At 74.1% G+C, this 26,185-nt stretch carries 24 protein-coding genes; 7 read left to right on the top strand and 17 right to left on the bottom strand.

The annotated features are described in order from the left end of the window. Positions 1–6 precede the first annotated feature (6 nt). On the top strand, positions 7–1,935 hold the full coding sequence (locus ABZ714_RS21965; protein WP_358826973.1) for a serine/threonine-protein kinase: 1,929 nt from the start codon (positions 7–9) through the stop codon (positions 1,933–1,935). Between the two features lie 101 nt (positions 1,936–2,036). On the opposite strand, the gene ABZ714_RS21960 is transcribed toward ABZ714_RS21965, so the two are convergent. After that, positions 2,037–3,281, bottom strand: coding sequence for a MerR family transcriptional regulator (locus ABZ714_RS21960; protein WP_358826972.1), 1,245 nt, complete (start codon positions 3,279–3,281; stop codon positions 2,037–2,039). Positions 3,282–3,340: 59 nt separating this feature from the next. Then, entirely contained in the window at positions 3,341–5,185 is a 1,845-nt protein-coding gene (locus tag ABZ714_RS21955; RefSeq protein ID WP_358826971.1) for a hypothetical protein, read from the bottom strand. 395 nt (positions 5,186–5,580) lie between these two features. Between ABZ714_RS21955 and ABZ714_RS21950 the strand changes: the two genes are divergently transcribed. Then, positions 5,581–5,982 (top strand): hypothetical protein, encoded by a 402-nt coding sequence (locus ABZ714_RS21950; RefSeq protein ID WP_358826970.1) that lies wholly within the window; start codon positions 5,581–5,583, stop codon positions 5,980–5,982. Positions 5,983–6,254: 272 nt separating this feature from the next. Further along, positions 6,255–6,566, top strand: a complete 312-nt coding sequence (locus tag ABZ714_RS21945) for a hypothetical protein (protein ID WP_358826969.1) — start codon at positions 6,255–6,257, stop codon at positions 6,564–6,566. A 157-nt stretch (positions 6,567–6,723) separates the two neighbouring features. On the opposite strand, the gene ABZ714_RS21940 is transcribed toward ABZ714_RS21945, so the two are convergent. From ABZ714_RS21940 to ABZ714_RS21925, 4 genes are all read right to left on the bottom strand, one after another. Beyond that, entirely contained in the window at positions 6,724–7,077 is a 354-nt protein-coding gene (locus ABZ714_RS21940; protein ID WP_358826968.1) for a hypothetical protein, read from the bottom strand. Positions 7,078–7,430: 353 nt separating this feature from the next. Next, positions 7,431–8,381, bottom strand: coding sequence for an SUKH-3 domain-containing protein (locus ABZ714_RS21935; RefSeq protein WP_358826967.1), 951 nt, complete (start codon positions 8,379–8,381; stop codon positions 7,431–7,433). Continuing rightward, positions 8,378–8,764: a YwqJ-related putative deaminase gene (locus tag ABZ714_RS21930; RefSeq protein ID WP_358826966.1), complete on the bottom strand. Its 387-nt coding sequence runs from the start codon at positions 8,762–8,764 to the stop codon at positions 8,378–8,380. The genes ABZ714_RS21935 and ABZ714_RS21930 overlap by 4 nt, the downstream gene beginning before the upstream one ends. A 293-nt stretch (positions 8,765–9,057) precedes the next feature. Next, the gene (locus ABZ714_RS21925) at positions 9,058–9,882 is read right to left on the bottom strand and encodes an ABC transporter ATP-binding protein (RefSeq protein WP_358826965.1); all 825 of its coding nucleotides are present in this window, start codon (positions 9,880–9,882) and stop codon (positions 9,058–9,060) included. Between the two features lie 76 nt (positions 9,883–9,958). Here ABZ714_RS21925 and ABZ714_RS21920 point away from each other — a divergent pair, with 76 nt between their 5' ends. Both ABZ714_RS21920 and ABZ714_RS21915 read left to right on the top strand, forming a co-directional pair. Further along, positions 9,959–11,218, top strand: coding sequence for an MFS transporter (locus tag ABZ714_RS21920; RefSeq protein ID WP_358826964.1), 1,260 nt, complete (start codon positions 9,959–9,961; stop codon positions 11,216–11,218). Positions 11,219–11,345: 127 nt separating this feature from the next. Continuing rightward, on the top strand, positions 11,346–11,630 hold the full coding sequence (locus ABZ714_RS21915) for a hypothetical protein (protein WP_358826963.1): 285 nt from the start codon (positions 11,346–11,348) through the stop codon (positions 11,628–11,630). Here the strand turns inward: ABZ714_RS21915 and ABZ714_RS21910 are convergent. Next, positions 11,615–11,860 carry a DUF5133 domain-containing protein gene (locus tag ABZ714_RS21910; protein ID WP_358826962.1) on the bottom strand — a complete coding sequence of 82 codons (246 nt, stop codon included), beginning with the start codon at positions 11,858–11,860 and terminating at the stop codon, positions 11,615–11,617. The two genes, ABZ714_RS21915 and ABZ714_RS21910, sit on opposite strands and share 16 nt — an antisense overlap. A 513-nt stretch (positions 11,861–12,373) precedes the next feature. Between ABZ714_RS21910 and ABZ714_RS21905 the strand changes: the two genes are divergently transcribed. Both ABZ714_RS21905 and ABZ714_RS21900 read left to right on the top strand, forming a co-directional pair. Beyond that, positions 12,374–13,033 carry an HAD family phosphatase gene (locus ABZ714_RS21905; protein WP_358826961.1) on the top strand — a complete coding sequence of 220 codons (660 nt, stop codon included), beginning with the start codon at positions 12,374–12,376 and terminating at the stop codon, positions 13,031–13,033. 206 nt (positions 13,034–13,239) lie between these two features. Then, positions 13,240–14,979: a dihydroxyacetone kinase subunit DhaK gene (locus ABZ714_RS21900; protein WP_358826960.1), complete on the top strand. Its 1,740-nt coding sequence runs from the start codon at positions 13,240–13,242 to the stop codon at positions 14,977–14,979. A gap of 85 nt (positions 14,980–15,064) precedes the next feature. On the opposite strand, the gene ABZ714_RS21895 is transcribed toward ABZ714_RS21900, so the two are convergent. From ABZ714_RS21895 to ABZ714_RS21850, 10 genes are all read right to left on the bottom strand, one after another. Continuing rightward, positions 15,065–16,228, bottom strand: a complete 1,164-nt coding sequence (locus ABZ714_RS21895; protein WP_358826993.1) for an SLC13 family permease — start codon at positions 16,226–16,228, stop codon at positions 15,065–15,067. 140 nt (positions 16,229–16,368) lie between these two features. After that, positions 16,369–17,172 carry an alpha/beta hydrolase gene (locus ABZ714_RS21890; RefSeq protein ID WP_358826959.1) on the bottom strand — a complete coding sequence of 268 codons (804 nt, stop codon included), beginning with the start codon at positions 17,170–17,172 and terminating at the stop codon, positions 16,369–16,371. 151 nt (positions 17,173–17,323) lie between these two features. After that, positions 17,324–18,085, bottom strand: a complete 762-nt coding sequence (locus ABZ714_RS21885; protein ID WP_358826958.1) for a creatininase family protein — start codon at positions 18,083–18,085, stop codon at positions 17,324–17,326. Further along, positions 18,082–19,134, bottom strand: a complete 1,053-nt coding sequence (locus ABZ714_RS21880; protein WP_358826957.1) for a dihydroorotate dehydrogenase — start codon at positions 19,132–19,134, stop codon at positions 18,082–18,084. The genes ABZ714_RS21885 and ABZ714_RS21880 overlap by 4 nt, the downstream gene beginning before the upstream one ends. Then, on the bottom strand, positions 19,131–19,679 hold the full coding sequence (locus ABZ714_RS21875) for a hypothetical protein (RefSeq protein ID WP_358826956.1): 549 nt from the start codon (positions 19,677–19,679) through the stop codon (positions 19,131–19,133). Before ABZ714_RS21875 ends, ABZ714_RS21880 begins: the two co-directional genes overlap by 4 nt. Before the next feature lie 178 nt (positions 19,680–19,857). Then, positions 19,858–21,297, bottom strand: coding sequence for an aldehyde dehydrogenase family protein (locus ABZ714_RS21870; RefSeq protein ID WP_358826955.1), 1,440 nt, complete (start codon positions 21,295–21,297; stop codon positions 19,858–19,860). After that, a complete protein-coding gene (locus tag ABZ714_RS21865) occupies positions 21,294–22,640 on the bottom strand; it encodes a hypothetical protein (RefSeq protein WP_358826954.1) in 1,347 nt (448 codons plus the stop codon). The genes ABZ714_RS21870 and ABZ714_RS21865 overlap by 4 nt, the downstream gene beginning before the upstream one ends. Next, positions 22,624–24,114 carry an amidase family protein gene (locus tag ABZ714_RS21860; protein WP_358826953.1) on the bottom strand — a complete coding sequence of 497 codons (1,491 nt, stop codon included), beginning with the start codon at positions 24,112–24,114 and terminating at the stop codon, positions 22,624–22,626. Before ABZ714_RS21860 ends, ABZ714_RS21865 begins: the two co-directional genes overlap by 17 nt. Positions 24,115–24,215: 101 nt before the next feature. Next, positions 24,216–25,670: a condensation domain-containing protein gene (locus ABZ714_RS21855; RefSeq protein ID WP_358826952.1), complete on the bottom strand. Its 1,455-nt coding sequence runs from the start codon at positions 25,668–25,670 to the stop codon at positions 24,216–24,218. 15 nt (positions 25,671–25,685) lie between these two features. After that, positions 25,686–26,057, bottom strand: coding sequence for an ectoine synthase (locus ABZ714_RS21850; protein WP_358826951.1), 372 nt, complete (start codon positions 26,055–26,057; stop codon positions 25,686–25,688). Positions 26,058–26,185 lie beyond the last annotated feature (128 nt).

The following is a 26,185-nucleotide window of genomic DNA, read 5'->3' as shown; positions in this document are numbered from 1 at the left end:
CCCGCCATGAGCGGCGGACAGGGCGGCGCGAACGACGCCGCCGACCACGGAACCCATGACAGAACCGGCGGCGGACCGGCCCCCGGCACCGGGGGTGGCAACGGGCCCGGCGGGCCGGGCGGTTCGGGTCGGCCGGGCGCCCCCGGCGCCCGGGTCGTCGACGGCCGGTTCGCCCTGGAGGCACGGCTCGGCGGCGGCGGAATGGGCACGGTATGGCGCGCCCGCGATCTGCTGCTCGACCGGGCCGTGGCCCTGAAGGAGGTCAGGCCGCCCGATCCGGCGCTCGCCGAGTACGACCCGGACGCCGCCCGCGCGCTACGGGCCCGGGTACTGCGGGAGGCCCGGGCCCTCGCCCGGGTCGACCACCCCAATGTGGTCACCATCCACCACATCGTTGACGGCGGCGGCGAGGACACCTACCCCTGGCTGGTGATGGAGCTGGTCACCGGCGGGTCGCTGGCCGACCGGCTGGCCCGGGGCCCGATGGACCCGGCGGAGGCCGCCCGGCTCGGCCGGGAGGTGCTGGCGGCCCTGGGCGCCGCCCACGCGGCGGGCATCCAGCACCGCGACGTCAAACCCGCCAATGTGCTGCTGCGGCCCGACGGACGCCCGGTCCTCACCGACTTCGGGATCGCCGCCATCCGCGAGTCGACGGTCCTCACCGCCACCGGCTCCATCATCGGCACCCCCGACTACATGGCACCGGAACGCATCACCGGCGAGCGGGGCGGACCCGCGTCGGACCTGTGGTCGCTGGCGATGATGCTCTACGTCGCCGTGGAGGGCCGCCATCCGCTGCGCCGGGGCACGACGCTGGCGACCCTCGCCGCCGTACTCAACGAGTCCGTACCGCCGCCCGAGCGGGCCGGGCCGCTCACCGGTGTGCTGACGGCCGTGCTGGTGAAGGAGCCGGACGACCGGCCCGACCGGGCGGCCCTCGACCGGATGCTCGCGGAGGCGGCCGAGGCCGGTGCCGGGGGTCCGGCCGCCGGGACGGTCCCGGCGGCGCCCGCCGGGTACACCGGTACGGACGCCACCGCCGGGACCGGGGCGGGGCAGTACGGGACGGGGGACGCGACCTCGTATCCGCTCGCCCCGCCGACGCCCGCGCCGGGCGCGGGGCCGGAGACACCCGGCCGCGCGGCGGCGCCCGGTACCGCCCCGGAGCCGATAGCCGCCGGCGTAACCACCGGCACCGTGCCCGTGTCCGGCCGGGGCGCGGCGGACGGTGGAGCGGCCCGGGTCCTTCCCCGGCCGTCCTGGCTGCGGACCCGGCTGGCGATCGGAGCCGTCCTGCTCAGCGCGGCCGTGACGGCCACCGTGGTGTGGTCGGTCCTGCCCGAGGACGGCGATGGGGACGGCGCGGCCGGCCGGCCCGCCGCGAAATCCTCCGGGACCGTCTCCCCGGGCTCCTCCGCCCCGGGCGAGGCGACCGGGCAGACCGGCGGCTCGTCCTCGGACCGGGACTCCGGCGAGAAGACGTCGTCGTATCTCACCCCCGCGCGGATACGCGCGGCGGTCGCGGCGCTGCGCGACGAGACGGGCCACGACCGGGTGTTCGGTATGACCGTCTATCCCCAGTACGTGTTCTTCCGGGTCGCGGTCGGAGGCAGCGAGACCCGCTACGACTCCTTCACCTATGACGAACGCGGTCTGAAGAAGGGCGCCCTGCGGGGCAGCGAGAACAGCGGCAACCGGCCGGTCGAGCTGAGCCGCTTCGACTGGGACGCCGTACCGGGCCTCTTCAGGACGGCCGAGAAGGAGCTGAGGGTGAAGGACGTCACCGGCCGCTATCTGCTGGTGAAACCGGCGAACAAGGTCTTCGATACCCCGCCCGGACTGGGCGTTTATCTGATGAACGACTACCAGGAGACGGGTTATCTGCTCACGGACGCCCGCGGGAAGGTGCTGCGGAAGTACCCGGCGGGGAGCTGACCACCGCCGGGCGGCCCCGGCACCGGTATCCGAAACGAAACGAAACGAAACGAAACCGGTGCCGGTGCCGGTGCCGGGGCCGGTGCCGGTTTCGGTGCCGCTCAACTGTCGTCCGCCGGGCCGGACAGCCGGACGGGCATCACCAGGGTCGTGAAGTCGCCCTGGTCGGCGGAGCGGACCACGACCGGGCCGTCGGCCGCCGAGATCTCCAGCAGTACGTCGGGGCCGACTCCGGCGGCCACCGCGGGCAGCAGGACCTCCGGGTCGAAGGCGACCGCCAGCGGCGGGCCCGTGTGCACGGCCGCGACCTCGGACCCGGCCGGGCCGTCGGGCGCGGTCCCTTCCGGTGACGCGGATGTGTCGCCCGTACCGCCGGGGACTTCCGCGCCGCCTCCGGGGTGGGGGCCGTCGGCCGGCCGGTGGCCGAGCAGCAGCCGCTCGCCCTCGGCGCGCAGCACGACGTGGCCCATCGTGTCGCGGTCGGTGAGGGCGGTCCGCAGCGCGTCGCGGTCGGCGATGATCCGGTGCCGTACGGGCGGGAGCGCGGCCAGGACCGCCCGGTAGTCGGGGTACTCGCCGTCCGGGTCCTGGCGGAGCGGCAGAACCCGGTCCCCGCCGAAGAGCCCGGTCTCCGGTGTGACCGTGATCTCCGGCAGCCGCAGGGCCCAGGCGGCGATCTCCTTCGCCCGCCCGCCGTCGAGGGTCAGCCGTACGGGCGTGCCGCCGGTGCCGTCGGGCTCTCCGGCTCCGCCGAGCGTCCGCAGGGTGCGGATCGCCATCCGGTAGCGGTCGGTGGCGACGACCCGCAGTTCGGACCCGGTCAGTTCGAGCAGGATCCGGCCGAGGACCGGGAACTCCTCGCCGTGTGCCCCGGTGGCGACCGCGGGTGCCACCTGGCGCAGGGCGCCCGCGAACTCGGCGCCGCCGACGGTCGCCCGGACCCCGGGGCCGGGTACCGCGCCCGGCAGCTCCCGCAGGATGCCGCCGACCGCCTCCCGGGCCGCCGCGGCGGTGCGGGCGGCCCGCCCGGCGTGCTCCTCCAGTACGTTCCGGGCCGCCGCCGGATCGTCGCCGTCCAGGACCACCAGGGCGTCGGTGAGGGGCAGTCCGGCGGTCCGCAGCCGGCGGACGAGTACGGCCCGGGACTCCTGCCGGGGCGAGTAGCGCCGATAGCCGGTGGACTCGTCCACGGCCGCGGGCCGCAGCACCCCGCAGTCGTCGTAGAACCGGAGGGCACTGGGCGCCAGGCCCACCCGGCGGCCGAAGGCGCCGATGCTCATCAGTGCCCCGTCGGCGTCCGTGCCCGTGGAGGTGCGGGGATGTGTCATGGGGTCGTTGTCGGTCATGACGACGATGGTGGATCTTCGAGCTGCTGGAAGGTCAAGCCCGGCGGCCGGGCCCGGCGTCAGAGCAGGCGGAGGGCGACGATCACGGCCGCGCCGATGAGGACGAGCGGCGGGCCCAGACGGAGACCGTCGCCGTCGGGGTCGCGTACGGGACGGAGCTCGGGCCGGTGCCACAGGGCCCGCAGCTCGTCCGCCGCGCGGTGGGCCGACGACGGGGTGCCCAGGCGTTTCTGGACCGGCCGGAACCCCACCGGGCCGAGCCGGAGTTCGCCGCCCGCGGTGCGCTCGACGTAGACGCTGTCGTCGACGTGCCGGATCCCGGTGATCTCGTCCCAGGGGACGTGGCGGACCCGCCAGGCCCCGGCCAGCCGGACACCGGTACGGCCCGCCGAGATCCGCCAGTTGAGCGCGGTCGCCGCGAGCGTGGCGAAGACCGGGAAGGCGAGCAGTGCCAGAACCCAGGAGAGGGACACCTCCGAGCCGAGCCGGGGCACGGAACCCACCGAGCAGATCAGCAGGAAGAACCCGCCCACCACCCGGGAGACCGGGTCGGCGGTCCAGATCCGGGGCTCGGCGGGCGGAACGGGTCCGGCGGCCAGCTCCGCGGCGACCTCGGCCACCGGGCGTCCGGTGTGCCGGTTGCGGCGGGCCCGCTCCCGGGTCCGCTCCCGGGTCCGGCCCGGGCCGTACGCCGACGGACCGGCGGGGGCCGTCGAGAAGACGCCCGACGCGCCCGTCGCCACCAGGGCCGTATCGGCGCCGGGCAGCGGTACGCCGTACAGGACACCCTCACGGACCTCCCAGGCCGGTCCCTCGGTGAGCCGCCGTCCACCGCTTCCGAAGGACTCCAGCCGCCCGGGGCGGAGCAGGAACAGCGGCCGGGCGGCGGCCGGGTCGTCGGCCGCGAAGACCCGGATCCGGCGGCCGTCCCGGTCGGGCCTGACGTGCACCCGCAGGACGGGGAACGCGTCCCGCCGCCGCCGGTGGAACCGCCGCAGACCGGTCAGCCCCTCGGTCAGCAGGGCCAGCCCCGGCAGTACGGTCAGCAGGGCCGTCAGCTCCCAGTCGAAGAGGTCGTACGGCTCGGAGACCAGCCGGACCCAGTCGCCGTCCACGACCAGCTCCACCTCGGAACCGACCGGGTAGTACTCGGGGAAGACGGTGTCCAGGGCGTACCGGCGGCCGTCTGGGCCCACCGCCGTCAGCCGGCCGAGATCGTCCGGGTCGGCGTCGGCCGCGGCGACCTCGGCGGTCACCCGGGTCGCCGTCGCGGCCCGCCGCTCGTAGGCGTCGACCGCCTGGGACGACTGCCAGAGCGCGAAGGCGGTGGCGGCGAGCAGTACGGGGGCGAGCGCCGAGCGCAGCAGCCCGCGCCGGGGGTCGGGGACGTCCGGCGGGAGCCGGTGGCGGCCCGGCCCCGCGGCGGCCTCCACGACGGCCCGCCGACGGCGGTCGGCGACGATCCGGGCCGTCAGCGCCGCCGTCACGAAGGCCGCGGCGGCGGGGGCGAGATACGCGGCCGCCGCCGCGTCCGGCGCGACCCGGAACGGCTGCGGCGCCGGCGGGAACAGACCGAGGGCCGCCGCCGCGCTCCAGAACGTGAATCCGGCGGTCGGTGCCAGAGCGATCCGGGGCGCGCGCACGATCCAGAACGCGGCGAGCAGGGCCAGCGCGAAGGCGGTCAGCTCGTCCCAGGAGGTGTCGCAGGGCCGGGCCGCCGTACAGGGCTCGTCGGGGGTGCTCGCGACCGACCACACCAGGGCCGCGACGAGGACGAGGACCGAGAGCAGCGGATGGGCCCACTGGCCGGGACCGGCCGCCGACCACCTCCCGGCATCGGCCGAGCGCCATGCTGCGGCGTCCTCGGGTATCTGCTCGGACGGAAGGGGAACGGCGCTGCTCACCTGGGCATTATCCCCTTGGCGGCAGTTACGCCCCTCATGGGGTGGCATCCGACGGGCCGGATGGATTTCGGCCATCGCTCCGCCGGGCCCGGTCCCGCGCCGCCGGGACGGACGGGGCGCCCGGGACACGCGGGACGACGGGCCGGGGAAGGGCCGCAGGGCCGGGGCGCGTACACCGCCCCGCCGGTCATATCGTCGGTTCGCATCGAATGCGCAGATTCGATTCATCGCACCTCTTTCGAACAACTGCACTTGTATTCCCATGGAATTCACCGGAGTAATTCCTTGGCCGAGTTGTCCCTTCATCGCCCCGTTCTCCGGCGTGGACTATGGGACCGTCCGGTTGCGGTGGAGACGCCACCGGTCGGACGGGGGATTTCATGAAAATCGGATCAATGCTCGTCGCCGCGGTTCTGGCACTCGGGACCGGACTGACCGCGACCGCCCCCGCGGGCGCCACGGACGCCGTCTCGCCGGATGGCCGTCCCGTGGTGCGCACCGCGGGCGACGGTGTCGAGCGCACGTTCACGACCTGGGCGACCAATGTGAACGTCCGCCACAACAACGCCGACTACGCGCGCTGCAACAACTCGCCGTCGGTCGCGAACTGCCCGAACGTCCGCGGCCGGGTCAGCCCGGGCCAGCCGTTCGAGGCGTACTGTCAAAAGCGCGGCAGCCAGACCGTGGGCGGCAACCCTTACTGGGTCTATGTCATCAGGCCCAGTTTCAGCGGCTGGATGGCCAGTTACTACGTCGACTATCCGGACCACGTACTCCCGGACACCCCGTGGTGCTGACGGCCCTCGAATCGCCGTAACGTCCTGAGCATGCGAAGGCCCCCTCCGCGAGGGGGCCTTTCGTATGACCGGAAGGGCCGTAGGGAGAATTCGGCGCGGCGGGCCGGCGGAATTCCCCGGGCCGGGAATCAACGGGACGGGGCGGGACGCGCCGGGAACCGGGGGAGCCTGGGCGGAATCGGACGCCCCGCCGCCCGGGGCGCCCCGAGCGGCCAACCCGTTTCTCCCGGATCGCCGTGCACGTTCCCCGCTGTCGGTGGTGCGACGGCGTCATGCGACCCGAGCACGGTCCGACCGGGAACCACACCGAGGTCTGGCATGACCGCGTACTGCCTTCGGGGCCGGAACGGATCCGGTTCGGGGCCGTGCTGCGCGGCTCGCTCCTGCCGATCCTCGTCCGGACCGGTATCGCCTGCTTCGCTCACCTCGTCTGCGACCCGCTCGCGGCGATGGTCCTCGGTGGCCTCTTCGCTTTGTCGTTCATCGTGGGGTTCGGGCCGCGCCGCAGGGCTGAGCGTTCGATTCGCCGCGGTGTCTACGGCGCGCCGGGCGGAGTGCTCGCCAAGTCGGTGGCGGGGTTGTGAGGCCTGGCGGCGGGAGGCCGTCACCGGAACGGGCGGGCCGATCGCCTCAGGAGACCGGTCCGACGACCGCCCCCGGTGACCGGCCGCAGGGGCCGCGGGCCGGGCGGACCCGGCCCGCGGTCGCGGCGCGTGAGGGGGGAGCGGCGTACCGCCCGACTCAGTAGTCCGTACCGACGCTCCAGACCGTCGCCGCCCCGGTGGTCGAGCAGGTCGCCACCGAGTAACCGGCCACCCTCCACACCCCGTAGACGGTGAAGAGCGTGCCGTTGGTCCGGCGGCAGGTGACCCGGACGCGGTAGGCCGAGACCGTCCCCAGGTTGGTGCACGAGGTGCGGCCCGTGTAGCCGTCGACGTTCTCCGGGGTGCAGCTGATCAGCGGGCGGACGACCGGCGGAGGTGACGCCGGGGCGGCGGCCGGGGCCGCCGACGCGGCGGGGGCGCCGACGGCGCTCGGACCGCCGAGCAGCATCGCTCCGGCACCGAGCGCGGACAGGTACTTCCGTGAGGACATGGCTCTCCTTCAATGGATGTGCCTACTGGGTGCGTTCGGGGCCGGCGCGCGCGGGCGCGCGCCATCGGGGCGGGACCGTGGAGGGACGTACCGAAAGACCGTCCGGGGCGCCGTCCGACCGGCCGGACCGGGCCGTTCGACGGTGCGGGAGTCGCGCCGGACGGGGCGTCGGCCGCCCCCCGAACGGCCCGGACCCCGGATGCGGTCAGTGTGCCCGGGGGCGTGCCGAACGTGCCCCGGCGTATGCCCAAGCGATGGCAATGGTCCGCACCACTGGCGGCGCTGCGGATCAGCAGCCCCTCGCGCGCCGTCGCGGGGGTCGGCCCGGAGCGGGACGGCCCCGGGCCGGAGGGTCAGCCGGAGACGGGGCCCGCGTACCGGGTCAGATCGTCGGCACAGCCGAGTACGGCGGTACGGGCCCCGCCGACGGACGCGCCCGCGCCCGCCGCGAGGGACAGTTCGACCGCCCCCGGGGCCGCCGCCGCGTGCCCGGTACGGACCGTGGCCACCACCGAAGACCGCGGGGCGCGGCTGTCCCCGGGCGCGGGCACGATCACCCGCAGTTCGGCCCCGGTCGCCGTGGTGCCCGTCGCGCCGATCAGCTCCGCCATCGCCGCCGCGACCGGCTCCGCGCTCTCGGTCAGGGAGCCGCCGGGCAGCGGTACGCCCCGCCCGTCGATCACGGGGGCCCCGACGCCCCGCAGCGGGGTGACGGTGAGCCGCAGCTCACGGGCGCTGAACACGTCCCGGTGATGGAGTACGTAGACCGCGACCAGCGCCGCGCGTACCGCGTTGAGCAGCGGGGTCACCCCCGGCTCCGACGGCGCGTCCCAGGTCCAGCTGCGGGCGGCCACCCGGTGCGGCGCCCGGCCCTCGGCCAGGGCGGTCAGCCCCTCCCGTACGGTCTCGCCGAGCTGCCAGCGGCCCCCGTGGTCGACGGCGAACAGCCGCCCCTCCTCGTCGACCGCGAGCGGCGCGTCGGCGTCCGTCCGGCCGAAGGGGAAGAGCCGCGCGCCGGTGGCCCGGCCGAGCCGGGCGAACGGCCGCAGCGCGTGCCGGGCCGCCACCGGGTCCACCACACAGCCCGTGGCGGCGACGTCGAGGCCCGGTCCGGCCGGGGCCAGCCGCAGCCCGTGGAACTCGCGCAGCGCCCGGTCCGCGGCGGGGAACATCTCCCAGACCGCGCCGCCGACCACCGGCTCCGCCAGCGTCACCGCCTTCAACGCCGCCAACTGGGCCTCGACGCCGACGTCCCGGCCCTCGAACCACCCGGCGGCGGTCAGGCTCTCCGTACCGGCGGTCATGCGACGACGTCGATACCGAGCCGGTCCAGCAGCGCCCCGCAGGAGCGGCAGACCGGGGCCGGGGTACCGTGCTCGGGATCGCCGTCGGCGCGGATCTTACGGGCGACCAGCGCCGCACCGGCGAAGTGCGGGGCGGCCTCGGCGAGAGTGGTCGTACCGCCGTCGGTCCGGGCCCGGTCGAGGCCCCACAACTGGTCGGAGACCAGGGCCGATTCGGCGCAGTAGCCGATGAAGGGCTCGCGCAGTCCGACGGGCAGGGCGGCGAAGAAGTCCCGGACGGCCGGGTGGAGCCGGGGCTCCCCGTCGCCGACCAGGTTCGTCTGGCTGAAGATCTTCCCGCCGACCAGCAGGGACGCCGCCACTCCGGGGACGAGATCAGACACGACGGCCCCCCGGGTACGGGGCCGGGCCCGCGCGGTGGCCGGTCACGCCTGTGCCGTCGCCGACGGCCGCGGCCGGGAGGAGTCCCCGGCCCGGCCCGCCGGCCGTTCTCGAAATGGGCATCTGCCGCTCTCGCTCCTTGTCCGGCGCCGTGTCCACACCCGCGGGAACCGTGTACCCCATGGCGGATCAACCCCCGTTCCCCGTACGGGACCCCCCACGGCCCCGTGGCCACATCGTGCCACGATCCCCGGGAACAGGTGTACGCGGTCGGCACCGGACGGCGCGGCGCCGGTCAGCCGGACGCGGCGGAGGACGCGGCCCCGGGGGCCGTGGGCGCGGTGGACGGCGCCGCCGGGTCGGCGGCCGGGGGCACGGGCTTCCGTACCGAGGCTCCGTCCTTCGCCCGGGTGACGTTGTGCCGTCCGATGGGCGGCATCAGCGGCCGTCCCGACAGGGGGTCCTCGATGATCCGGCTCGCCAGCCCGAACACCGCCCGGACGGGTTCCTCCGTCAGCACGTCCCGGGGCGGCCCGGCCGCGTGCGGACGGCCGTCGGCCAGAGCCACGATGTGGTCCGCGTACCGGGCGGCGAGATTGAGATCGTGCGGCACCATGACGATCGTGGTGCCGCGGGCCAGATTCAGATCCGTCAGCAGATCCGGTACCTCGATCTGATGGCCGGCGTCCAGGAGCGTCGTCGGCTCGTCGAGCAGCAGGACGTCCGTCCGCTGGGCCGGCGCCATCGCGATCCAGACCCGCTGCCGCCGGCCGCCGGAGAGTTCGTCGACGCTCCGGTCGGCGAGCGCCGTGGTGTCCGTCGCCTCCAGGGCCGTCGCGACGGCCTCGTCGTCCTCGGCGGTCCAGCGGGAGAACATCCCCTGGTGCGGATGGCGGCCCCGGCCGACGAGACCGGCCACCGTGATGCCCTCGGGCGCGGTGGGCGACTGGGGCAGCAGGCCCAGGACCCGGGCGAGTTCCCGGGCGGGCGTCCGGTGCACCTCCTTGCCGTCGGGGACGACCCGGCCCGCGCGCGGCGCCGGCAGCCGGGACATGGCGCGCAGCAGGGTCGGGCGCCCGCCCGGGAAGGAGAGGCGGGGCGGTGGTACGTAGGGATTCATCTCGTCATCGACGACTTTCCGCCGGAAAAGCGGGTTATCCGATGAGAAGACGGTCGATGTCCCTAGGCTGACCGCCATGACCCACCGTCAGCCCGGCCCCGCGAACGCTGCCGCGAGCACCCCCGCCGACCGTCCGCGCCACCGCCCCGGATATCTCGCCGCGGCCGGGGTCTTCGCCGCCGGAATGGCGGGCACGACCCTGCCCACCCCGCTGTACGGGCTCTACCGGGAACAACTCGGCTTCTCCGAACTGACCGTGACCGTGGTCTTCGCCAGCTATGCCGTCGGGGTGATCCTCACCCTCCTCCTGGTGGGCAACCACTCCGACCGCGCCGGCCGGCGGCCCGTACTCCTGGCCGCCCTGCTCTTCGCGGCGGCCAGCGCCGGATGCTTCCTGCTGGCGGACGGGCTGCCGCTGCTCTACGCGGGCCGGGTGCTCTCCGGCTTCTCCGCCGGACTCCTCAGCGGGGCGGGCACCGTGACCGTGCTGGAGCTGGCCGACCCGGCCCACCGCTCCCGGGCCGGATTCGCCGCGACCGCCGCCAATATGGGCGGACTCGGCTGCGGACCGCTGCTCTCCGGCTTCCTCGCCGAGTACGCGCCCGCCCCGCTGACCCTGCCCTTCCTGGTCCATCTCGGGCTGCTGGCCGCGGCCGTGATCGTGGTGCTGCTGCTCCCCGAGACCGTGCCGGACCCCCGGCCCCGGGCCCGGCCCGTACCCCAGGGGCTGTACGTCCCGCCGGAGGTCCGGCCCGTCTTCGCGCCCGCCGCCGTCGCCGCGTTCGCGGGCTTCTCCCTGCTGGGGCTCTTCACGGCCGTCGCGCCGAGCTTTCTCGCCGAGACGCTGGGGGAGCGGAATCTCGCGGTCTGCGGCACGGTCGTCTTCGCGGTCTTCCTGGCCTCCACGGCCGGACAGGCCCTGACACCCCGGATCCCGGCGACCGCCGGGCCGAATCCGGCCCTGCCGCTCGGCTGTCTCGTCCTGGTCGCCGGAGTGCTGATGGTCGGCGGCTCGCTGTGGGCCCGGTCCCTGCCGCTGCTGATCATCGGCGGCATGTGCGGCGGACTCGGCCAGGGGCTGGCCTTCCGCGCCGGGCTCACGGCCGTCAGTGGCGCCGCGCCCGCCGCCCACCGGGCCGCCACCGTCTCCTCGTTCTTCGTCGTCGCCTATACGGGGATCTCGGTCCCGGTCATCGGGGTGGGCGCGCTCGCCGTCACGCTCGGACTGGTCCGGGCGGGGCTGATCTTCACCGGCTGTGTGGCCCTGATCGCGATCGCCACGGTGGTCTGGCTGGTCCGGCGGAGGCCCGGCCGCGCGCCGGAGGCCACCGGCTGAACGCCTGCCCGTTCCTGTGCCCCTCAACGGGAACGCGCGCTTCCCGTTGCCCCGCGCCCCGAACGCCGCCAAGCTCGGGTCGGCCCCGGCGGCCCCCGGGGCAACAGGAAAAGGAGTGCACTTCGTCATGTCCTTGACCAGAAAGCTCTCCCCGGCAGGCCGGCTCTCCGCCGTCTGCGCGGCGCTGGCCCTGACCGGTGCGGCACTGCTGACCGCGCCCGCCGCCCAGGCGGCGCAGTCTCCCACCGCCCCGCGGGCGGCGTCCGGAGCGGCCTCCGGGTGGGTCCCGATGGGGACGCACCCGTCGTACTCGGCCTGTCAGTCGACCGGCCAGTACCTGGTCAGCATCTGGCTGATCCCCGACTACTACTGCGACCCGTACGCGCCGTACATGCTCTACGGCTGGAAGTAGGCCGCTCCCCCTTCTCCGGGCAGCCCTCGGCTTCCGCCGCGCGTGGAGAGCAGTCCGCGCGCGGCGGTGAGCGCCTGTGACTCCCGGCGGGTCCCGGTGATGACGCAGAGGGTGTAGACGATCCCCTCCAGCCGGATCGAGGAGTCCGCCCGAGCGGCCGGTTCCGCCGTCAGTGTGTCGTAGCGGTCGACCAGTTCCCGTACGACATCCGTATCCGGCTTCGGCACCATCTCTGGGCCCTCCTCGGGTCCGCTCGCGACGCTCGCACCCCCCGGTGACGCCCCCCGGCACCTCTTCGATGGTCCCCCGCGCCCGGCGTGCCCGCACCCGGGAAGCCGCCCCCGGACCGGGCCGCGTGCCCCGGCGTGTCGATTTCCTTCCTTTCAGGAACATAATCCCGGGGGACATATATGCATCGATCAAGCGCTCAGTTTCGCGCTGAAACAAAATCAATATTCCCGAAATGCCGGGGTGCCGAAGAATGATGATAGGACTTAATTTACCTGCTGTTCGGGGCCGGGCATCTTCGGTTTGTGTCACTTTCGGAATGCATCTTGACTCCGGCTGTAGTGGCAAATAACTTTCCAGGAGTCACTTTGTCGACTCCGGTACGGCCCGCCTTCGATGCGCGCCGGTAAAGCGCCTGAGTAGCGCTCACGACATTCGGAGTTCGATTCCGCTGAAGCCATCGGGAAGGTGGTTGCATGCTCAAAAACAGAAGTCCTCAATGGTCTCCACGGGCTGTGGTGTTCGACTGTGACGGCACCCTGCTCGACAGTGAGAGGCACTGGATCGACGCGCGACGGAAAGTGCTGGACGACCATCGCGTGGTCCCCGACGAGAAGTTCGCCGAGCTGGCCCAGGGGGTGCACTACACCGAGTGCGGCCGGCTCATGGCCACCATGGCGGGGCGGCCGAGAAAGGCCGCGGAGATGACCGAGGACCTGCTGCGGACCTTCCGGGCCTTCGCCGCCGCCGAGCCCACCACCTGCCCCGGAGCGCCCGAAGTGGTCACCTCCGCGGCGGGCCGGGTACCCATCGCGGTGGCCAGCAACTGCCCCCAGGACGTGGTGGAGAGCTGCCTCGACAGCGCCGGACTGCTCCGGCACTTCCGGCATGTCGTCGTCCCCGGGGGCCCGGTCCGCCCCAAACCCGAACCCGATGTGTACGAGGAGGCCGCCGCGCGGTGCGGATTCGACCCCGCGGACTGCCTCGCCATTGAGGATTCCCTCTGCGGAATTCGCTCCGCGGTCTGCGCCGGAATGCCGGTGATCGGTATCGGGGAGAATCCGCCGCCGGAGGGACTGCAGCTGGCTGATGCCTGGGTCTCCTCCCTCGCGGACCAGGAACTCGGTAATTGGATCAGTGGCTGGACGAGCCGGGACCGCCACGGCACCGGCTGATCTCCGGCCGAAGCAACGGGGGGCCGGGGAATAGGGGATTTCCCGCCCGGGGCGGCGCCGATGCGTACGCCCCCTTGCTCGCGCCGATCCGCTCCGCGCGGCTTACAGTCGTCCAGAAGGCGAAGCGCCCGGCGCCCGCGCGCGATCGTCGCGTACCGCACCCAACGGCGCCGTCGTGCCAGTGGTTTCACCCGACTGGAGGTGCGATGAGCTACTTTCTCCCCGCTGACGAGGCCGTTCTCACGGCCGGTCGAGGACTCGCCCTCACCCATCCCGGGATCGCGTTGTCCGTGGAACCCCTCTATCTGCTGGCCAGACGGCCCGCCCCGGAGCGGCGGGTGGCCCTGGTCGCCGGAGGCGGCGCCGGACACGAACCCCTGCACGCCGGTCTGCTCGGCCCGGGCGGACTGGACGCGGTCGTCCCCGGCGCCATCTTCACCTCGCCCGGCAGCGCCCAGATCGCCGCCGCCTCACTCGCCGCCGCCGACCTGGGCGAGCGCGCCGGAGTGCTGCACATCGTGAAGAACTACACGGGCGACCGGATCAACTTCGCCCTCGCCGCCGAGCAGATACGCGCCGCGGGCGTCGAGGTCGCCGAGGTCGTCGTGGACGACGACCTCGCCACCGACGGCACGGCCGCCGGACGGCGCGGAACGGGCGCCACCGTGGTGGTGGAGAAGCTGCTGGGCGCCCTGGCCGACCGGGGCGCCGACCTCGACGCCCTGGCCGAACTCGGCGGCCGGGTCGCCCTGGCCTCCCGCAGCCTCGCCGTCTGCGCCCGGGCGCACACCTCACCGGTACTCAAATCGCCCGCGTTCCACCTCCGGCCCGATGAACTCGACTACGGCGTCGGCATCCACGGCGAGCGCGCCGCCCATACCGTCACCGGCCCGCACGGGGTCGAACTCCTGGTAGCCCGGATGACCGAGGAACTCCTGGCGGACGTGCCCGCCGGGCCGCACGGGGTGATCGCGGTCGTCTCCAACCTGGGCAGCACCAGCGATCTGGAGATACGTATCGTCAGCGCGCTGGTCCACCAGTACCTGCGGGCGCGCGGGATCGCCGTCCACGCGCTCGCCGCCGGGACCTATGTCACCGCCCTCGACATGGCGGGCTTCAGCATCACCCTGACGGCCCTGGAGCCGGGCTGGGCCGAACTGTGGGACGCGCCCACCGACACCCCCCTGCGGCTGCCGGGCGCCGCGGCGGCCCGGGCCTGCGAGGTCACCCCGCCCGCCCCTGCCGCCGCCCATGCGACCGGCGGCTTCCCCGGTGCGGCCGGTACGCCCCCGGCCCGGCCCGGCGGCGGATTCCTCGGCGAACTCCACCGGATCTGCGCCCTCACCCATACCGACCTCACCGAACTCGACCAGGCCAGTGGCGACGGCGACTTCGGCGACAACTTCTGCGGCGGTGTCGCGGCGGCCGTACGGCTCACCGAACGCTCCGGCGTCCCCGGCGCCAGCGCCCTCGCCGAGACCTTCCGCGACCGGGTCGGCGGCTCCAGCGGGCCGCTCTTCGGGATCCTCTTCACAGCCCTGGCCACCACCGCCGACCGGGCCCCCGCCGACCTCCCGGCCATCGCCGCGGCCCTGCGCCAGGCCCTGCTCAGGATCACCGCCCTGGGCGGCGCGGTACCCGGCGACCGCACCCTCGTGGACGCCCTCGCCCCGGCGGCCGACACCCTGGAACTCACCCCGACGGCCGATCCCGGCCGGACCGTGACCGCCGCCGCCCGCGCCGCGATCGAAGGGGCGGGCGCCACGGCGGCCCTCACCGCCCGCCGGGGCCGGGCCAGCTATACCGGTGACCGCTCCCGGGGGCTGCCGGACCCGGGCGCCGTCGCGGTCGCCCTCGTACTGACAGCGCTGGCCAGGACCCATGAGCCGGCCCTGGCCGGGGAACTCCCCGCCCTGCGCGCCATCACCCGGGGCGACACCCGCTGACGACACCCCGGCGGCCCGTACGGACGCCCGCCGACGGCTCGGCCCGCCCCGGCCCGCGACAGGCCCCGGCACCTCGCGCCGGCGCTCAGACCACCAGCGCCAGCGTCACCGTCGCGGCCGAGGTCGCCGTCACCGCCAGCACCAGACCCGTCCCCATGAAGCGCCCGAGGCCGATCGCCGTACCGTGCCCCCGGCACCGCTCGAACCAGAGCAGGGTCGCCAGCGACGCCCAGGGAGTGACGACCGAGCCCACGTTCACCCCCACCAGCAGGGCCAGCAACTGGTTCTCGTTCGCCGGCGGCACGGCCGCCTCACCGGCCATATAGGCGGGCAGATTGTTCAGCACGTTGGAGACACCCGCGCCCACGGCCGCCGAGCGCAGCATCCCGACCAGGCCGTCGTCCGAGCCCATGGCCGCCGTCAGCAGCGAGTCGAGCCCCCGGGCGTTGACGGCCTCCACCACCAGGAACATCCCCGGTACCAGCACCAGCAGCCGCCACGGGACCAGGGAGAGGGACAGCTCCTCCCGCCGCCGGACCGCGAACGCCACCACCACGACCAGTGCCGCCGTCAGCGACGCCGACCACAGGGGCACGTCGGCGACCAGAAGCGCCAGCAGAAAGCCCCCGCACACCAGGGCGCAGACCCGGAACAGCACCGGATCGTCCGGCACCGGCCTGGGCGGTGGGGTGTAGCCGCCCAGCTCCCGGTGCGCCGACCGCCAGTAGAACCCCCACAGACACGCCGTGGTGACCACGATCGCGACCAGCTGCGGCGCCCACATCGCGGCGGCCATCTCCGCGGGCGAGAGCGCCACCCGGTCGGCGGCGAGCAGATTCGTCAGATTCGAGACCGGCAGCAGCAGGCTGGCCGTGTTCGCCAGCCAGATCGTGGTCATCGCCAGCGGTACGGAGGCCAGCCCGACCCGGGCGGCGAGCGCCAGCATCACCGGCGTCAGCAGGACCGCCGTGGTGTCCAGGTTGAGTGTGACGGTGACGGCGGAGGCGAAGAGCACACAGAGCAGGAAGAGCCGCGGATAGCTGCCGCGTCCGGCCCGCGCCACCCCGGTGGCGATCGCGTCGAAGACCCTGGCCCGGCCGGTCAGCTCCGCCAGCACGATCACCGAGCCGAGGAAGACCAGCAGGGGCGCCACCCGGGCCGTCGCGTCGGCCGCGGCGGCCTCGGGCAGTACCCCGGTGACCACGGCGAGCAGCCCTGCGGCCAGGAGTCCGGCGGCGAGCCCGTCCAGACCGCGCGGAGCTCGCCGTACGACGGCGGCACGCACCGAGGAGACCTTCCGCGACGGCGGTATGAAGAACGGCATGATGACCAGAGACGACCAGGTGAGATGGAGGCGGGGCGGAGGACCGGTGGACGCCGGAGGGCGGGCTACCCGGCGGCCAGCTCGGCGAAGAGGGCCCGTACCGTCGTATCGCTCGGTACGTGGGTGGGCTCCGGCTGCCGGGTGAGGACCGCGTCCGGGAGCAGCGCGGCCGTGGCGCTCACCGCCTCGTACGGCACGATGTCGTCGTCGGGCGTGTGCCAGAGGCGTACCGGCCGGGTGATGTCCCCGGGCACGAAGCCCCAGGGCCTGGTCTGGAGCTCGACCTCACGGGCCGGGCCCAGATAGCCGTGTCCGGCCATCTCCGCCAGCGCCGTCCGGGCCGTCGGATGGTCGGCGAAGGCTTCGGCCCAGCCGGGCGCGGCCTCGGTGAAGTGGGCGATCAGCTCGTCCCGGGGGGTGTCGCGGTAGAACGCCCGGACCGTCAGGGCCTCGGCCGGGCAGTGGCTCCGTACGCCGTCGTCGTCGACGTACGGCAGCCCGCTCAGCACCCACACCCGGCGGACCCGGGAGCCGGGCGCGGCGGCCTGCGCGTAGGCGTACGGGGCACCGGCCGAGATCCCGGCCACATCGAACTCCGTGACGCCGCAGGCGTCGAGTACGGGCTCCATCAGCGCGGCCCACGCGGCGATCGACGGCATCTCCAGGGGCGGGGTCAGACCGTAGCCGGGCCGTTCGACGGCGATCAGCCGGACGCCCGCGGCCCGTGCGTACTCGTCCCAGAAGTCCGGCAGCACGGCGGATCCGATCGATCCGTGGTGGAGCAGGAGTACGCGGCCCGAGGGGTCTCCGTACTCGGCGACCCCCCATATCGGGCCGTCGGCTCCGCCCTTGACGGTCCGCCGGTTCATCGAGCCTCCAGATCCCGGAACGATACGAGGTAAGGCGAACCTTACCCGGCGGGTCCGGGGGATCACCGGCCCGGGACCCGGGGCCGGTGATCCTTCCCTCCGTTCTCACGGGCGGGCCGGACGTCCGGAAGCGCGGCGGTCGCTCCCGGGGTCACGCCACGGCGGCCAGGACGTTCGTCACGACCTCCTCGAAGAGGAGCGCCCCGAGCTCGGCGGAGGCACCCGTGGTGGACGACAGGACACCCCGGTTGGACATCCGGGCCGCGTCCACGGGATGGCGGTAGATCCCGGCCGGTGGCGGTGTCTTGTGCTCCGGGCGGTCGGGACGGACCGACTCGGGGCGCAGATGGAGCATCAGACTGGTCTCGGTGAGCCCGGCGTGCTCGGCGTGCCAGCCGGGGAAGTCGGGCAGCTGCCCGGCGATCCAGTCGTCCCGCACCATGCTCCACCAGCTGAACGCGGTGATCTCGGTCTCCGGGAAGGCGGCCTTGGGACGGCAGCCCTCGATGGCTTCGAAGAGCAGTGCCTCGTTCTCGTAGTGGCCGTTGACGATCACCAGCCGCCCGGGCGCGAGGGGCGCCAGGGAGAGCAGGGTGTCGGTGAGGCTGTCGATCAGGGTGGCGCCCCGCAGATGCAGGGTGCCCGGCCAGTGCGCGCCGCCGCCGCTCTGCGGCAGCGACCGGGCGGAGACCGGCTGCGTGGGCAGCAGGAATCCGTCCAGCTCGGCGGCGATCCGCCGGGCCATGGCCTCGGGGATGTCGAGGTCCACGGAGAGCGGCAGATGCGGTCCGTGCTGTTCCAGACCGCCGATCGGCCAGACCAGGGTGGCGCCGCGCACGGCGGACTCCACCTCGGTACTGGTCAGATCGCCGTAGAGCCGAGGGGCGGGGGCGGCGGACGTACGGTCGCTCACCGCGGCCCCCCGCTCCCGGGCCCGGCACCGCTCCCGGACCCCGGACCGCGCGCGGCCCCGGCTCCGGCGGCGACCGCCGGGGTGCCGTTGCCGTTGCCGCTCGCGGCCCTGGTCCCGGGGCCTCCGGTCTCCTTCGGCGGGGCCGCCGTGAGACTGCGCCCGACGAGATCGGGCACCGAGAGCCCCGTACCGCTGAGCCAGTCGTCGACCCCCCGGCAGATCTTGTCGAGCGTGCCGTGCATGTCCTGGTGGAGGGTCGTGTACACCTGGACGGCGTCGGCCCCCACACTCAGATACTCGATCACGTCCCCGGCGGCCTGGACCCCGCCGCCGCCCAGGACCGGGATCCGGATCCCGCGCCGCCGCAGGGCGTAGATCTCGGCCAGGACGAGCGGTTTGATGCCGGGGCCCGAGTAGCCGTAGGCCCCGCCGAGATGGACCCGTCCGGTGGCCGCCTCCACCGCCAGGCCCGCGATGGTGTCGCTGAGGGTGATCGCGTCCGCGCCTTCGGCCACGGCGGCCTCCACCCGCGGGATCAGGCCCTCGCCCGCCGCGAGCTTCACACTGAAGGGCACGGTGACGGCCCGGCGGACCGCCCGGGTGTACGCGGCCACCCGCTCGGGTGTGTCCTCCCCGTACCCCTCGTCGTTCAGACAGGAGATCCCCAGCTCCAGGGCCGGACTTCCGGCCGCCGTCACCTGTTCGGAGAGCCGGGCCAGCCCGGCCGGGGTGTCCGCGTGCACCGAGGCGATGAACGGCAGCCCGTCGACCGAGAGCCTGCGGACGATCGCCAGCCAGTCGTCGACGCTCCGGCGCGAGTACGTCGTACTGTTCAGCATCCCGGTCGGCAGCCGCAGCAGCCGCTCGTCACCGCCGGACGGCGGCGAGGGATGGATGGTCTTGGTCACCACCGCGCCCGCTCCGCCTTCCAGCAGCCGGCGGATATTGCGCTCCTGGTCGGTGAGCAGACCCGAACCCACCACGACCGGGGAGACCAGCCTCATCCCGAGGACCCGGGTCACGAGGGCGTTGTCGGCCTCGGTGGTCATGTGGTCGCCGTCACCTTGCCCGTGACCGCGGCGAGCAGCCGTATCAGCGAGTCCGGATTCCGCTGGGCGTGCGCCAGGTCGACCACGCTCACCCGGCCCACCATCGGCAGCCCGCGCAGCAGATGGCTGGCGTTCTCCGCCAGCGGTACCGGGGTCACCATGACGATCGGCTTGTCCTGGCCGGAGGCCCAGCCCAGTTCGATATGCGTACCGTCGGTACGGAGCAGTTCACCGTCCACCACCGGCAGGACGGGGACGAAGACGTCGCAGCGCCGCATCCAGTTGAAGTCCCGCACACTGACCTGGTCCGGGGTGAACAGCGGGGTGTCGACCCCGAACTTCTCCGCCACATGGGCCGAGAAGACCGTGGCGTTGGCGGCGGTGGCGGCCTCGATGATGTCGTGGATCGCGTGCCGGAGCGGGGAGTGGAAGCCGGTCGCGCCGCCCAGCGCGTGCTGGATGGGGCCGCCGACGAACACATTGACGCCGGTGAGATCGGGGGCGTCGAAGGCGTGCTCGGCGAGATCGGGGCTGACTTCGGTCATGGCGTTTCTCCAAGCCTGTTGCGGGTGCCTGTACGGGGGGTGGACAGGGGTCGGTGGCGGGGAACGGACGGGGGTCGGTGGTGCGGGGACGGGACGGGGGAGCGGGGAAGCGGGGCCGGTTCGGGCGGTTCGGCGCCGCCGCCGGGGAGCGGCGGCCCGCCCCGGGCCCCGGGAGGTCTCAGGGGGTCCGTGACCGCTCGCGGACCGCGATGTTGCGGACCTTGATCCGGGTGAACTCCAGCAGCCCCCATGAGCCGTACTCGACGCCGACGCCGGACTCCCGGTGCCCGCCGAAGGGGACGTCGTGCCGGAGATCGCCGTGGGTGTTGATCCAGACGGTGCCGCACTCCACCCGGGAGGCCAGTTCACGGGCCTCCCGCTCGTCGCCCCAGAACGACCAGCCGAGCGCGTGGGGACCCGCCCCGGCCCGCTCGACGGCCTCGGGCACGGAGTCGTACGCCACCAGGGGGATCACCGGGCCGAACTGCTCCTCCGCCTCCAGCTCGGTCCCCGGCGGCAGACCGGCGACGACCGTCGGCGGATAGAACCAGCCGGGACCGGTCGGTACGGTGCCGCCGGCCACCAGCCGGGCCCCGGCGGCCACGGCCCCCTCGACCAGGGCGGCGACCCGGTCCCGCTGGGCGGCGGAGACCAGCGGGCCCAGCTCCGTCGCCGGGTCCGCGCCGTCGCCGACCACCGCCGACCGGGCGAGGGCGCCCAGCAGCTCGGCATAGCGGTCGTGCCGCGCCCGGGGTACGTAGACCCGTTTGACCGCCGCGCAGAACTGGCCGCTGTTCGCCATGGCGTGGGCGAACAGCCGCGGCGCGACCTCCTCGGGGTCGGCGTCGGGCAGGACGACCGCCGGATCGTTGCCGCCGAGTTCCAGCACGATCCCCTTCAGACCGGCCGCCGCCGCCCCCGCGATGGCCCGGCCGACCGGGATCGAGCCGGTGAACGAGATCAGCCGGACCGCCTCGTGCCGGGTCAGCCGCTCGCCGACGGCGCCGTCGCCGCAGACCACGCCCAGGGTGCCCGGCGGCAGCACCCCGGCCAGCAGTTCCACCATCAGCAGACTGGACAGCGGGGTCTCCGGCGCCGGTTTGAGGACGACGGTATTGCCCGCGAGCAGCGCCGGGGCGATCTTGCAGACCGCGAGGAGCAGCGGGAAGTTGGACGGCGCGATCGCGGCCACCACGCCGTACGGCACCCGCTGGAGGGTGATCTCCGACGTCCCGTCGTCGACCAGCCGCCGTCCGCGCAGCCCGAGGGCGGCGGTACGGGCGAACCAGTCGGCCGCCGACCGGACCTCCCGAAGGGCGTCCCGCAGCGGCTTGCCCTGCTCCCGGGTGAGCAGTCCGGCCAGCTCCCCCTCGTGGTCGGCGAGTACGGTACGGCACCGCCGCAGCAGGGCCCGCCGACGGGCCGGGGGCAGCGCCGACCAGGAGCCGAAGGCCCCGGCCGCCGCGTCCACCACCCGGTCGAGCCCTTCCGGAGTGGAGACGGGGGCATGGGCGAAGACCCGTCCGGTCGCGGGGTTCACCACCGGAAGGCCCCGGTCCCGCGCGTCGGTACCAACCCCTCCGGCAGGGGTCGTGGTGGAGGTCGTGGCCGTGGTCATGAGCGGCTCCCCGCGGTCGGCCGGGCGAGGGGCGCGACCGCCCCGGCCACGGCGGCGTTGACGGCCCGGTGGATCTCTTCGGCGATGCCCTCGGCCTCCTCGGCACCGGCCGCGCCGACGATCACGCCCAGGGACGGCCGGTGCCGGCCGAGCGCGCGGACGGTGGTCGGATAGGCCCGTACGCCCTTCGCCCACAGCGCCTCGAAGACCGGGCGGACGTGCGCGGTGTAGGAGGGGACGCCGGCGAGCCGGAGCGGCAGGGCGTCGTGGGAGTGGACGACGACCCGCTCCCCGGCCCACCGTTCGGCGAGCGCGATGGCGTGCATCGCGCCGGTGCGCCGGGCGTTGATCTCGGTGACGTACAGCTCCCCGTCGAGGCCGAGCAGACAGTCGACGGAGAGCCAGCCCCGGAAACCGAGGGACCGGGCGAAGCCGTGGACCGCCGTACCGAGCGCCGTGATCCGTTCCTTCGGCCCGGGTTCGAGCACATCGGGGCCGAGCAGGAGACTGCGGTACCGCAGCCCGTCGACGCCCAGGACGCTGTACTCCAGCCGGGGCGGGCCCTCGCCGGTGACGAGGACGTCCACGGCCGGACACTCCGGGGTGTGCTCGACGTACTCCTGGACGGCGAGCGGGAACGTACCGAAGAAGGGATCCCGCCGCAGGGTCTGCCAGAACCGGGCGATGCCGTCGGCCCCGCCCCCGGCGAGGGCGGAGCCGTAACCGCCGACGCCGTACATGCTCTTGACGACGGCCCGGCCGCCGTCGCCCGCGATCGCCCCGATCGCACCCCTGAGCTGCTCCCAGCCGGTGACGGAGAGCCCCTTCGGGACCCGGAAGCCGGGCAGGTGCGCGGCGAGATCGGCACAGCTCTGCTTGGACTCCAGATACTCGCAGGCCCAGGCGTCCCCGGGGGCCGGGACGTCCAGCCGGACCGTACGGCCCTGGGCGCGGAGCACCGTGGCCAGGGCGTAGAGGGCGGGCTCCGCGCCCCAGGAGACGAACCGCACCTCGCGCGCCCCGCCGAGCGCGGCCGACAGCTCGGCGAGGGCCCGTTCGTCGGCCAGCAGATCCTGGACCAGCCGTCCGGTCGCGGGCTCCGGCGCGACGACCGGGGGGACGGCCGAACCGAGCCCGGCGTGGACATCGGCCAGCCAGTCGGCGGAGTATCCGGCCGGGAGGACGAGGACCCGCTCCCGGTCGCTCCAGAAGACGCACTGGTCGGCCAGGTTCGTCCCGTGCTCGGCCAGGTCGCGCTCCACCCCCGGGTCGAGGTCCAGCAGCCCGCGTCTCAGATTGAACTCGACGATATTCGGGACGACCAGGTCAATGGTGTCGGGCATGGTCTTCTGCCTTCCCGGAGGTGGTGTGCGTCGGGGGTGCGGGAACCGGGGGACGGCCGAGCGGCGGCAGTACGCGTTCCAGGGCCCCGGCGAGGGCGAGGGTCGTACGGTCGCCGAGATAGGGCCCGGTCACCGCGAGGCCGACCGGCAGCCCGCCGGGGGTCAGCCCGGCGGGGACGACCGTCGTGGGCAGCTCGCACACCCCGGTCAGTCCGGCCCAGACGATCTGGTCCCAGTAGGGGCGGCGCCGGCCGCCGACCACGATGTGCCGGTCGGCGAGCGGCCGGTGGTCGTGGGGGAGCGCCGCCGTCGGGCCGGCCGGCAGCAGGATCGCGTCGTATCCCGCCTCCTCGAAGAACCGGCGCCAGTGGAGCCGTAGCCGGGCCCGGTTGCCGTCGGCCTCCGCCCAGGAGCGGTGGGTCTGGCCGACGTGCTCGGCGCCCAGCTCCGCACCCGGACTCCGCTCGCCGCGGGCGATCGCCGCGGCGTCGCGGACCGAGTAGCGGCCGTAGGCGACCGGGGCGAGCAGGGACCGGAAGACCCGGTCGCTCGCGTCCAGCCGGACCCCCCTGGGGACGGTCCGCTCCACCAGGACCCCGGTGTCGGCCAGCCGGTCCGCCGCACGTTCGAGGACGTGGCGGACGTCCGGATCCACCGGACAGTACGGATCGTCGAACCAGGCCGCGACCCTGCGCACCGGCCGGGCCGGGGGCAGTTCGAGCCGCCAGCCGGGCGCGTCGCGCGAGTCGGGGCCCGCCACCGCCTCGAAGACCGCCACCAGATCGGCCGCGGTACGGGAGAACGGACCGGCCGCCGTCAGATCCGGGACCGTATGGGCGAACGGCAGCGGCGGGACGTGTCCGTACGTCGGTACGGTACGGAAACTCGGCCGGTGCCCGAGGACCCCGCAGTGCGAGGCGGGCAGCCGGATGGAGCCCGCGACGTCGGAACCCAGCTCGACCGGGGTGAACCCGGCGGCGACCGCGCCCGCGGAACCCCCGGAGGAGCCCCCGGGCGAGAACGCCGGATCCCACGGATTGCGCGCGGTGCCGAACAGCTCGTTGTGGGTCTGCACGTCGGCGGAGTACTCGGGCAGGTTCGTCTTCCCGAAGACGACACAGCCCGCGCGGCGCAGCGCCGCCACCGCGTCGGCGTCCCGGACGGGCCGGTGGGCGGAGAGCGCCGCCGCGCCGCCGGTGGTCCGGGTACCGGCGGTGGAGAAGCAGTCCTTGACCGTCATCGCCACCCCGTGCAGGGGCGGCAGCGGGCCACCGCGCATGGTCGCGGCGTCCGCCTCCGCCGCGGCCTCCCCGGCCCGTTCGCAGACTGTCGCCACCAGCCGGAGCCGGGGGTTGTCCCGCTCGACGGCGGCGAGCAGCGCCGACAGATACTCCCGGGCCGACAGTTCGCGCGCGGCGACGGCCCGGGCCACCTCGACCGCCGGCCACCAGCGGATCTCCTCGTCGACGCCCAATCTGCCACCACCTCGTGTCGTCCGGTCCGCTGCCCGGTACCGGTGTCCGCCGCTCCTCCGCACCGGCACCGGCACCGGCACCGGCTTCGTCTTCGGTTTCGTCACGGCCGTCCCGGGGTGCCCCGCGCGGCGGCCCCGGCGCGCTCCGCGCGGCCCGGCCCGTCCCCGGCGAGGTCGACCAGCAGCCGTTCGACGGCCCGCAGGAACGCCCGGACGGCCGCCGGGGGAAGGACCCCGGGGTCGGCGCCGAGGACCAGCTGGATCCGGCCGGGCACATCGTCGTGGACCACCAGGAAGAAACGCTCCGCCTCGTGCAGATCGCCGTCCCCGACGGTGGTCTCGGCCGTCGCGGCCCGGATCTCCGCCGGGGTCGGGGGCACCGGCCCCGGCCGGTCCTCCCGGACCGCGCGGGCGTCGTTGAAACAGCAGGAGAGATCGATCGGTACGCCCCGCGCCCGTTCGTGCTCCCGGACCGCGCGCTCGGCGCGCCCGGGGTCGTACAGCCCGTTGGCATAGGCCCGCAGGGCCGCGACCCGGGCCGAGCGCACCACGTCTTCGAAGGTCTCGCCCGTCACGTCGACGGTCACCGGGACCTCCAGATGCAGATTGGCCACGGTGCCGCGCGACGCCGGGTCGCTCCGGTTGGCGACCAGCAGCCGGAGCCCGCACCGGGGGAGTCCGCCGCGCCGGGCCAGCAGCAGGGAGACCGCGGCGAGCAGGACCGCCGAACTGCCGGACCGGTAGCGCTCGGCGAGCACCGGCAGGGCGAGGGCGACGGCGCGTGACAACAGGGCCGTACTGGGGAACGGCGGCCCGGCGGCCTCCGGTTCCGGCTCCGGTTCCGGTTCCGTGGGTGATCGTGCCGGGGTCGGGAACATGGTCGGCGGCAGCGCCGCGAGCTGGTCGTGCCAGTAGCGGTCGGCCCGGTCCAGCAGCCGTCGGCCCCGTTCGGAACGTTCGAACTCCGCCTGGTCGAGCGGCTGGCGGAACGGGGGCGGCGGCGCGGGGGTCCGGCCCGCCGCCCGGTCGGCCGTCAGCCGGACGAACTCGCCCTCGACCACCCGTAACGCCATCAGATCGGCGGCCAGATGGGAGACGAGGAAGGCGGTACGGACCGGTTCGCCGTCCCGGCACACGATCGCGGCCCGGAACGGCGGATCGCAGCCGTGGTCGAACCCGGCGGCCCGGACGCCGGCCTCCCAGGCCGACACCGCCCCGGCCGCATCCGCCGGTCCCGCCCGGCCCTCGACCGGCAGGAGGTCCACCGGGACCGAGCCGGATCTTCGGACCCGCTGGCGGAGTCCGCCGTCCGGGCCGGGGCCGTAGACCGTACGCAGCGACTCATGGCGGCTCACCAGTTCGCCGAGGACGGCCCGGATATCGGAGATGCTGCTCCCGGGCGACGGCTTCGCCCAGTGGAGCTGGTGGTAGAACGCGGAGTCCGGCATCCGCCGCCGGATCAGATCCCACATATGCCGTTGTGCGCAGGTCGCCGGTCCGGCGGCGGACCGCTCGCCGGAGAAGGCGACATCGCACCGGGTCGGTGACTCGGCCACGGAACCGTCCCGTCCCTAGTAACTCGAATGCACACCGGGGGTGAGCAGATGGGTCTCGGATCCGTGCAGGGCCGGAGAGAAGACGCACATCAGCGTCATCCCGTGCTGTGAGCGGAGAATGTGCGGCTCGCCCACTCCCGGCGCGTACAGCGTCCCTGGTTTGATCTCGAAAACGCCTTCTTCGGTCTCCACTGAACCGGATCCGCTGACGCAGTAGCAGACTTCCTGATGGTTGTCGTAGCGCAGATACGATTCACTGCCGGGTTGTACATAGGTCTCGGTCAGGCCGAATCCCAATTGATCCGCCCGCACCACGAGCCGGCGGCTCGTTCCATTACCCCACTGCACATCGCATTCACTTCCCACGACCTCTTCAACCGAGCGCACCAGCAAGGTCCACCTGCCCAGGATTCGTGTTTCCGTGAGGGTCGGCGACGAGTGTATGGAAGGCGCCCGGACTTAATCCACGGTCAGTACGGGCATGGCCACTTGGCTAGGCTCCCCGGTGCGGCCGT

This window comes from Streptomyces sp. NPDC006798, from assembly GCF_040635975.1.
GTDB lineage: Bacteria > Actinomycetota > Actinomycetes > Streptomycetales > Streptomycetaceae > Streptomyces.
This window is presented reverse-complemented; position numbering and strand designations above follow the sequence as displayed.

Bases quoted from the DNA above. Each gene is read 5' to 3' on its own strand.
- ABZ714_RS21935 (WP_358826967.1), bottom strand. From the start codon at position 8,381: ATGACCGCCGGTACGGAGAGCCTGACCGCCGCCGGGTGGTTCGAGGGC.
- ABZ714_RS21900 (WP_358826960.1), top strand. From the start codon at position 13,240: ATGAGCTACTTTCTCCCCGCTGACGAGGCCGTTCTCACGGCCGGTCGA.
- ABZ714_RS21865 (WP_358826954.1), bottom strand. From the start codon at position 22,640: ATGCCCGACACCATTGACCTGGTCGTCCCGAATATCGTCGAGTTCAAT.
- ABZ714_RS21870 (WP_358826955.1), bottom strand. From the start codon at position 21,297: ATGACCACGGCCACGACCTCCACCACGACCCCTGCCGGAGGGGTTGGT.
- ABZ714_RS21915 (WP_358826963.1), top strand. From the start codon at position 11,346: ATGTCCTTGACCAGAAAGCTCTCCCCGGCAGGCCGGCTCTCCGCCGTC.
- ABZ714_RS21880 (WP_358826957.1), bottom strand. From the start codon at position 19,134: ATGACCACCGAGGCCGACAACGCCCTCGTGACCCGGGTCCTCGGGATG.
- ABZ714_RS21950 (WP_358826970.1), top strand. From the start codon at position 5,581: ATGCTCGTCGCCGCGGTTCTGGCACTCGGGACCGGACTGACCGCGACC.
- ABZ714_RS21875 (WP_358826956.1), bottom strand. From the start codon at position 19,679: ATGACCGAAGTCAGCCCCGATCTCGCCGAGCACGCCTTCGACGCCCCC.
- ABZ714_RS21945 (WP_358826969.1), top strand. From the start codon at position 6,255: ATGCGACCCGAGCACGGTCCGACCGGGAACCACACCGAGGTCTGGCAT.
- ABZ714_RS21910 (WP_358826962.1), bottom strand. From the start codon at position 11,860: ATGGTGCCGAAGCCGGATACGGATGTCGTACGGGAACTGGTCGACCGC.
- ABZ714_RS21940 (WP_358826968.1), bottom strand. From the start codon at position 7,077: ATGTCCTCACGGAAGTACCTGTCCGCGCTCGGTGCCGGAGCGATGCTG.
- ABZ714_RS21965 (WP_358826973.1), top strand. From the start codon at position 7: ATGAGCGGCGGACAGGGCGGCGCGAACGACGCCGCCGACCACGGAACC.
- ABZ714_RS21920 (WP_358826964.1), top strand. From the start codon at position 9,959: ATGACCCACCGTCAGCCCGGCCCCGCGAACGCTGCCGCGAGCACCCCC.
- ABZ714_RS21890 (WP_358826959.1), bottom strand. From the start codon at position 17,172: ATGAACCGGCGGACCGTCAAGGGCGGAGCCGACGGCCCGATATGGGGG.
- ABZ714_RS21925 (WP_358826965.1), bottom strand. From the start codon at position 9,882: ATGAATCCCTACGTACCACCGCCCCGCCTCTCCTTCCCGGGCGGGCGC.
- ABZ714_RS21960 (WP_358826972.1), bottom strand. From the start codon at position 3,281: ATGACCGACAACGACCCCATGACACATCCCCGCACCTCCACGGGCACG.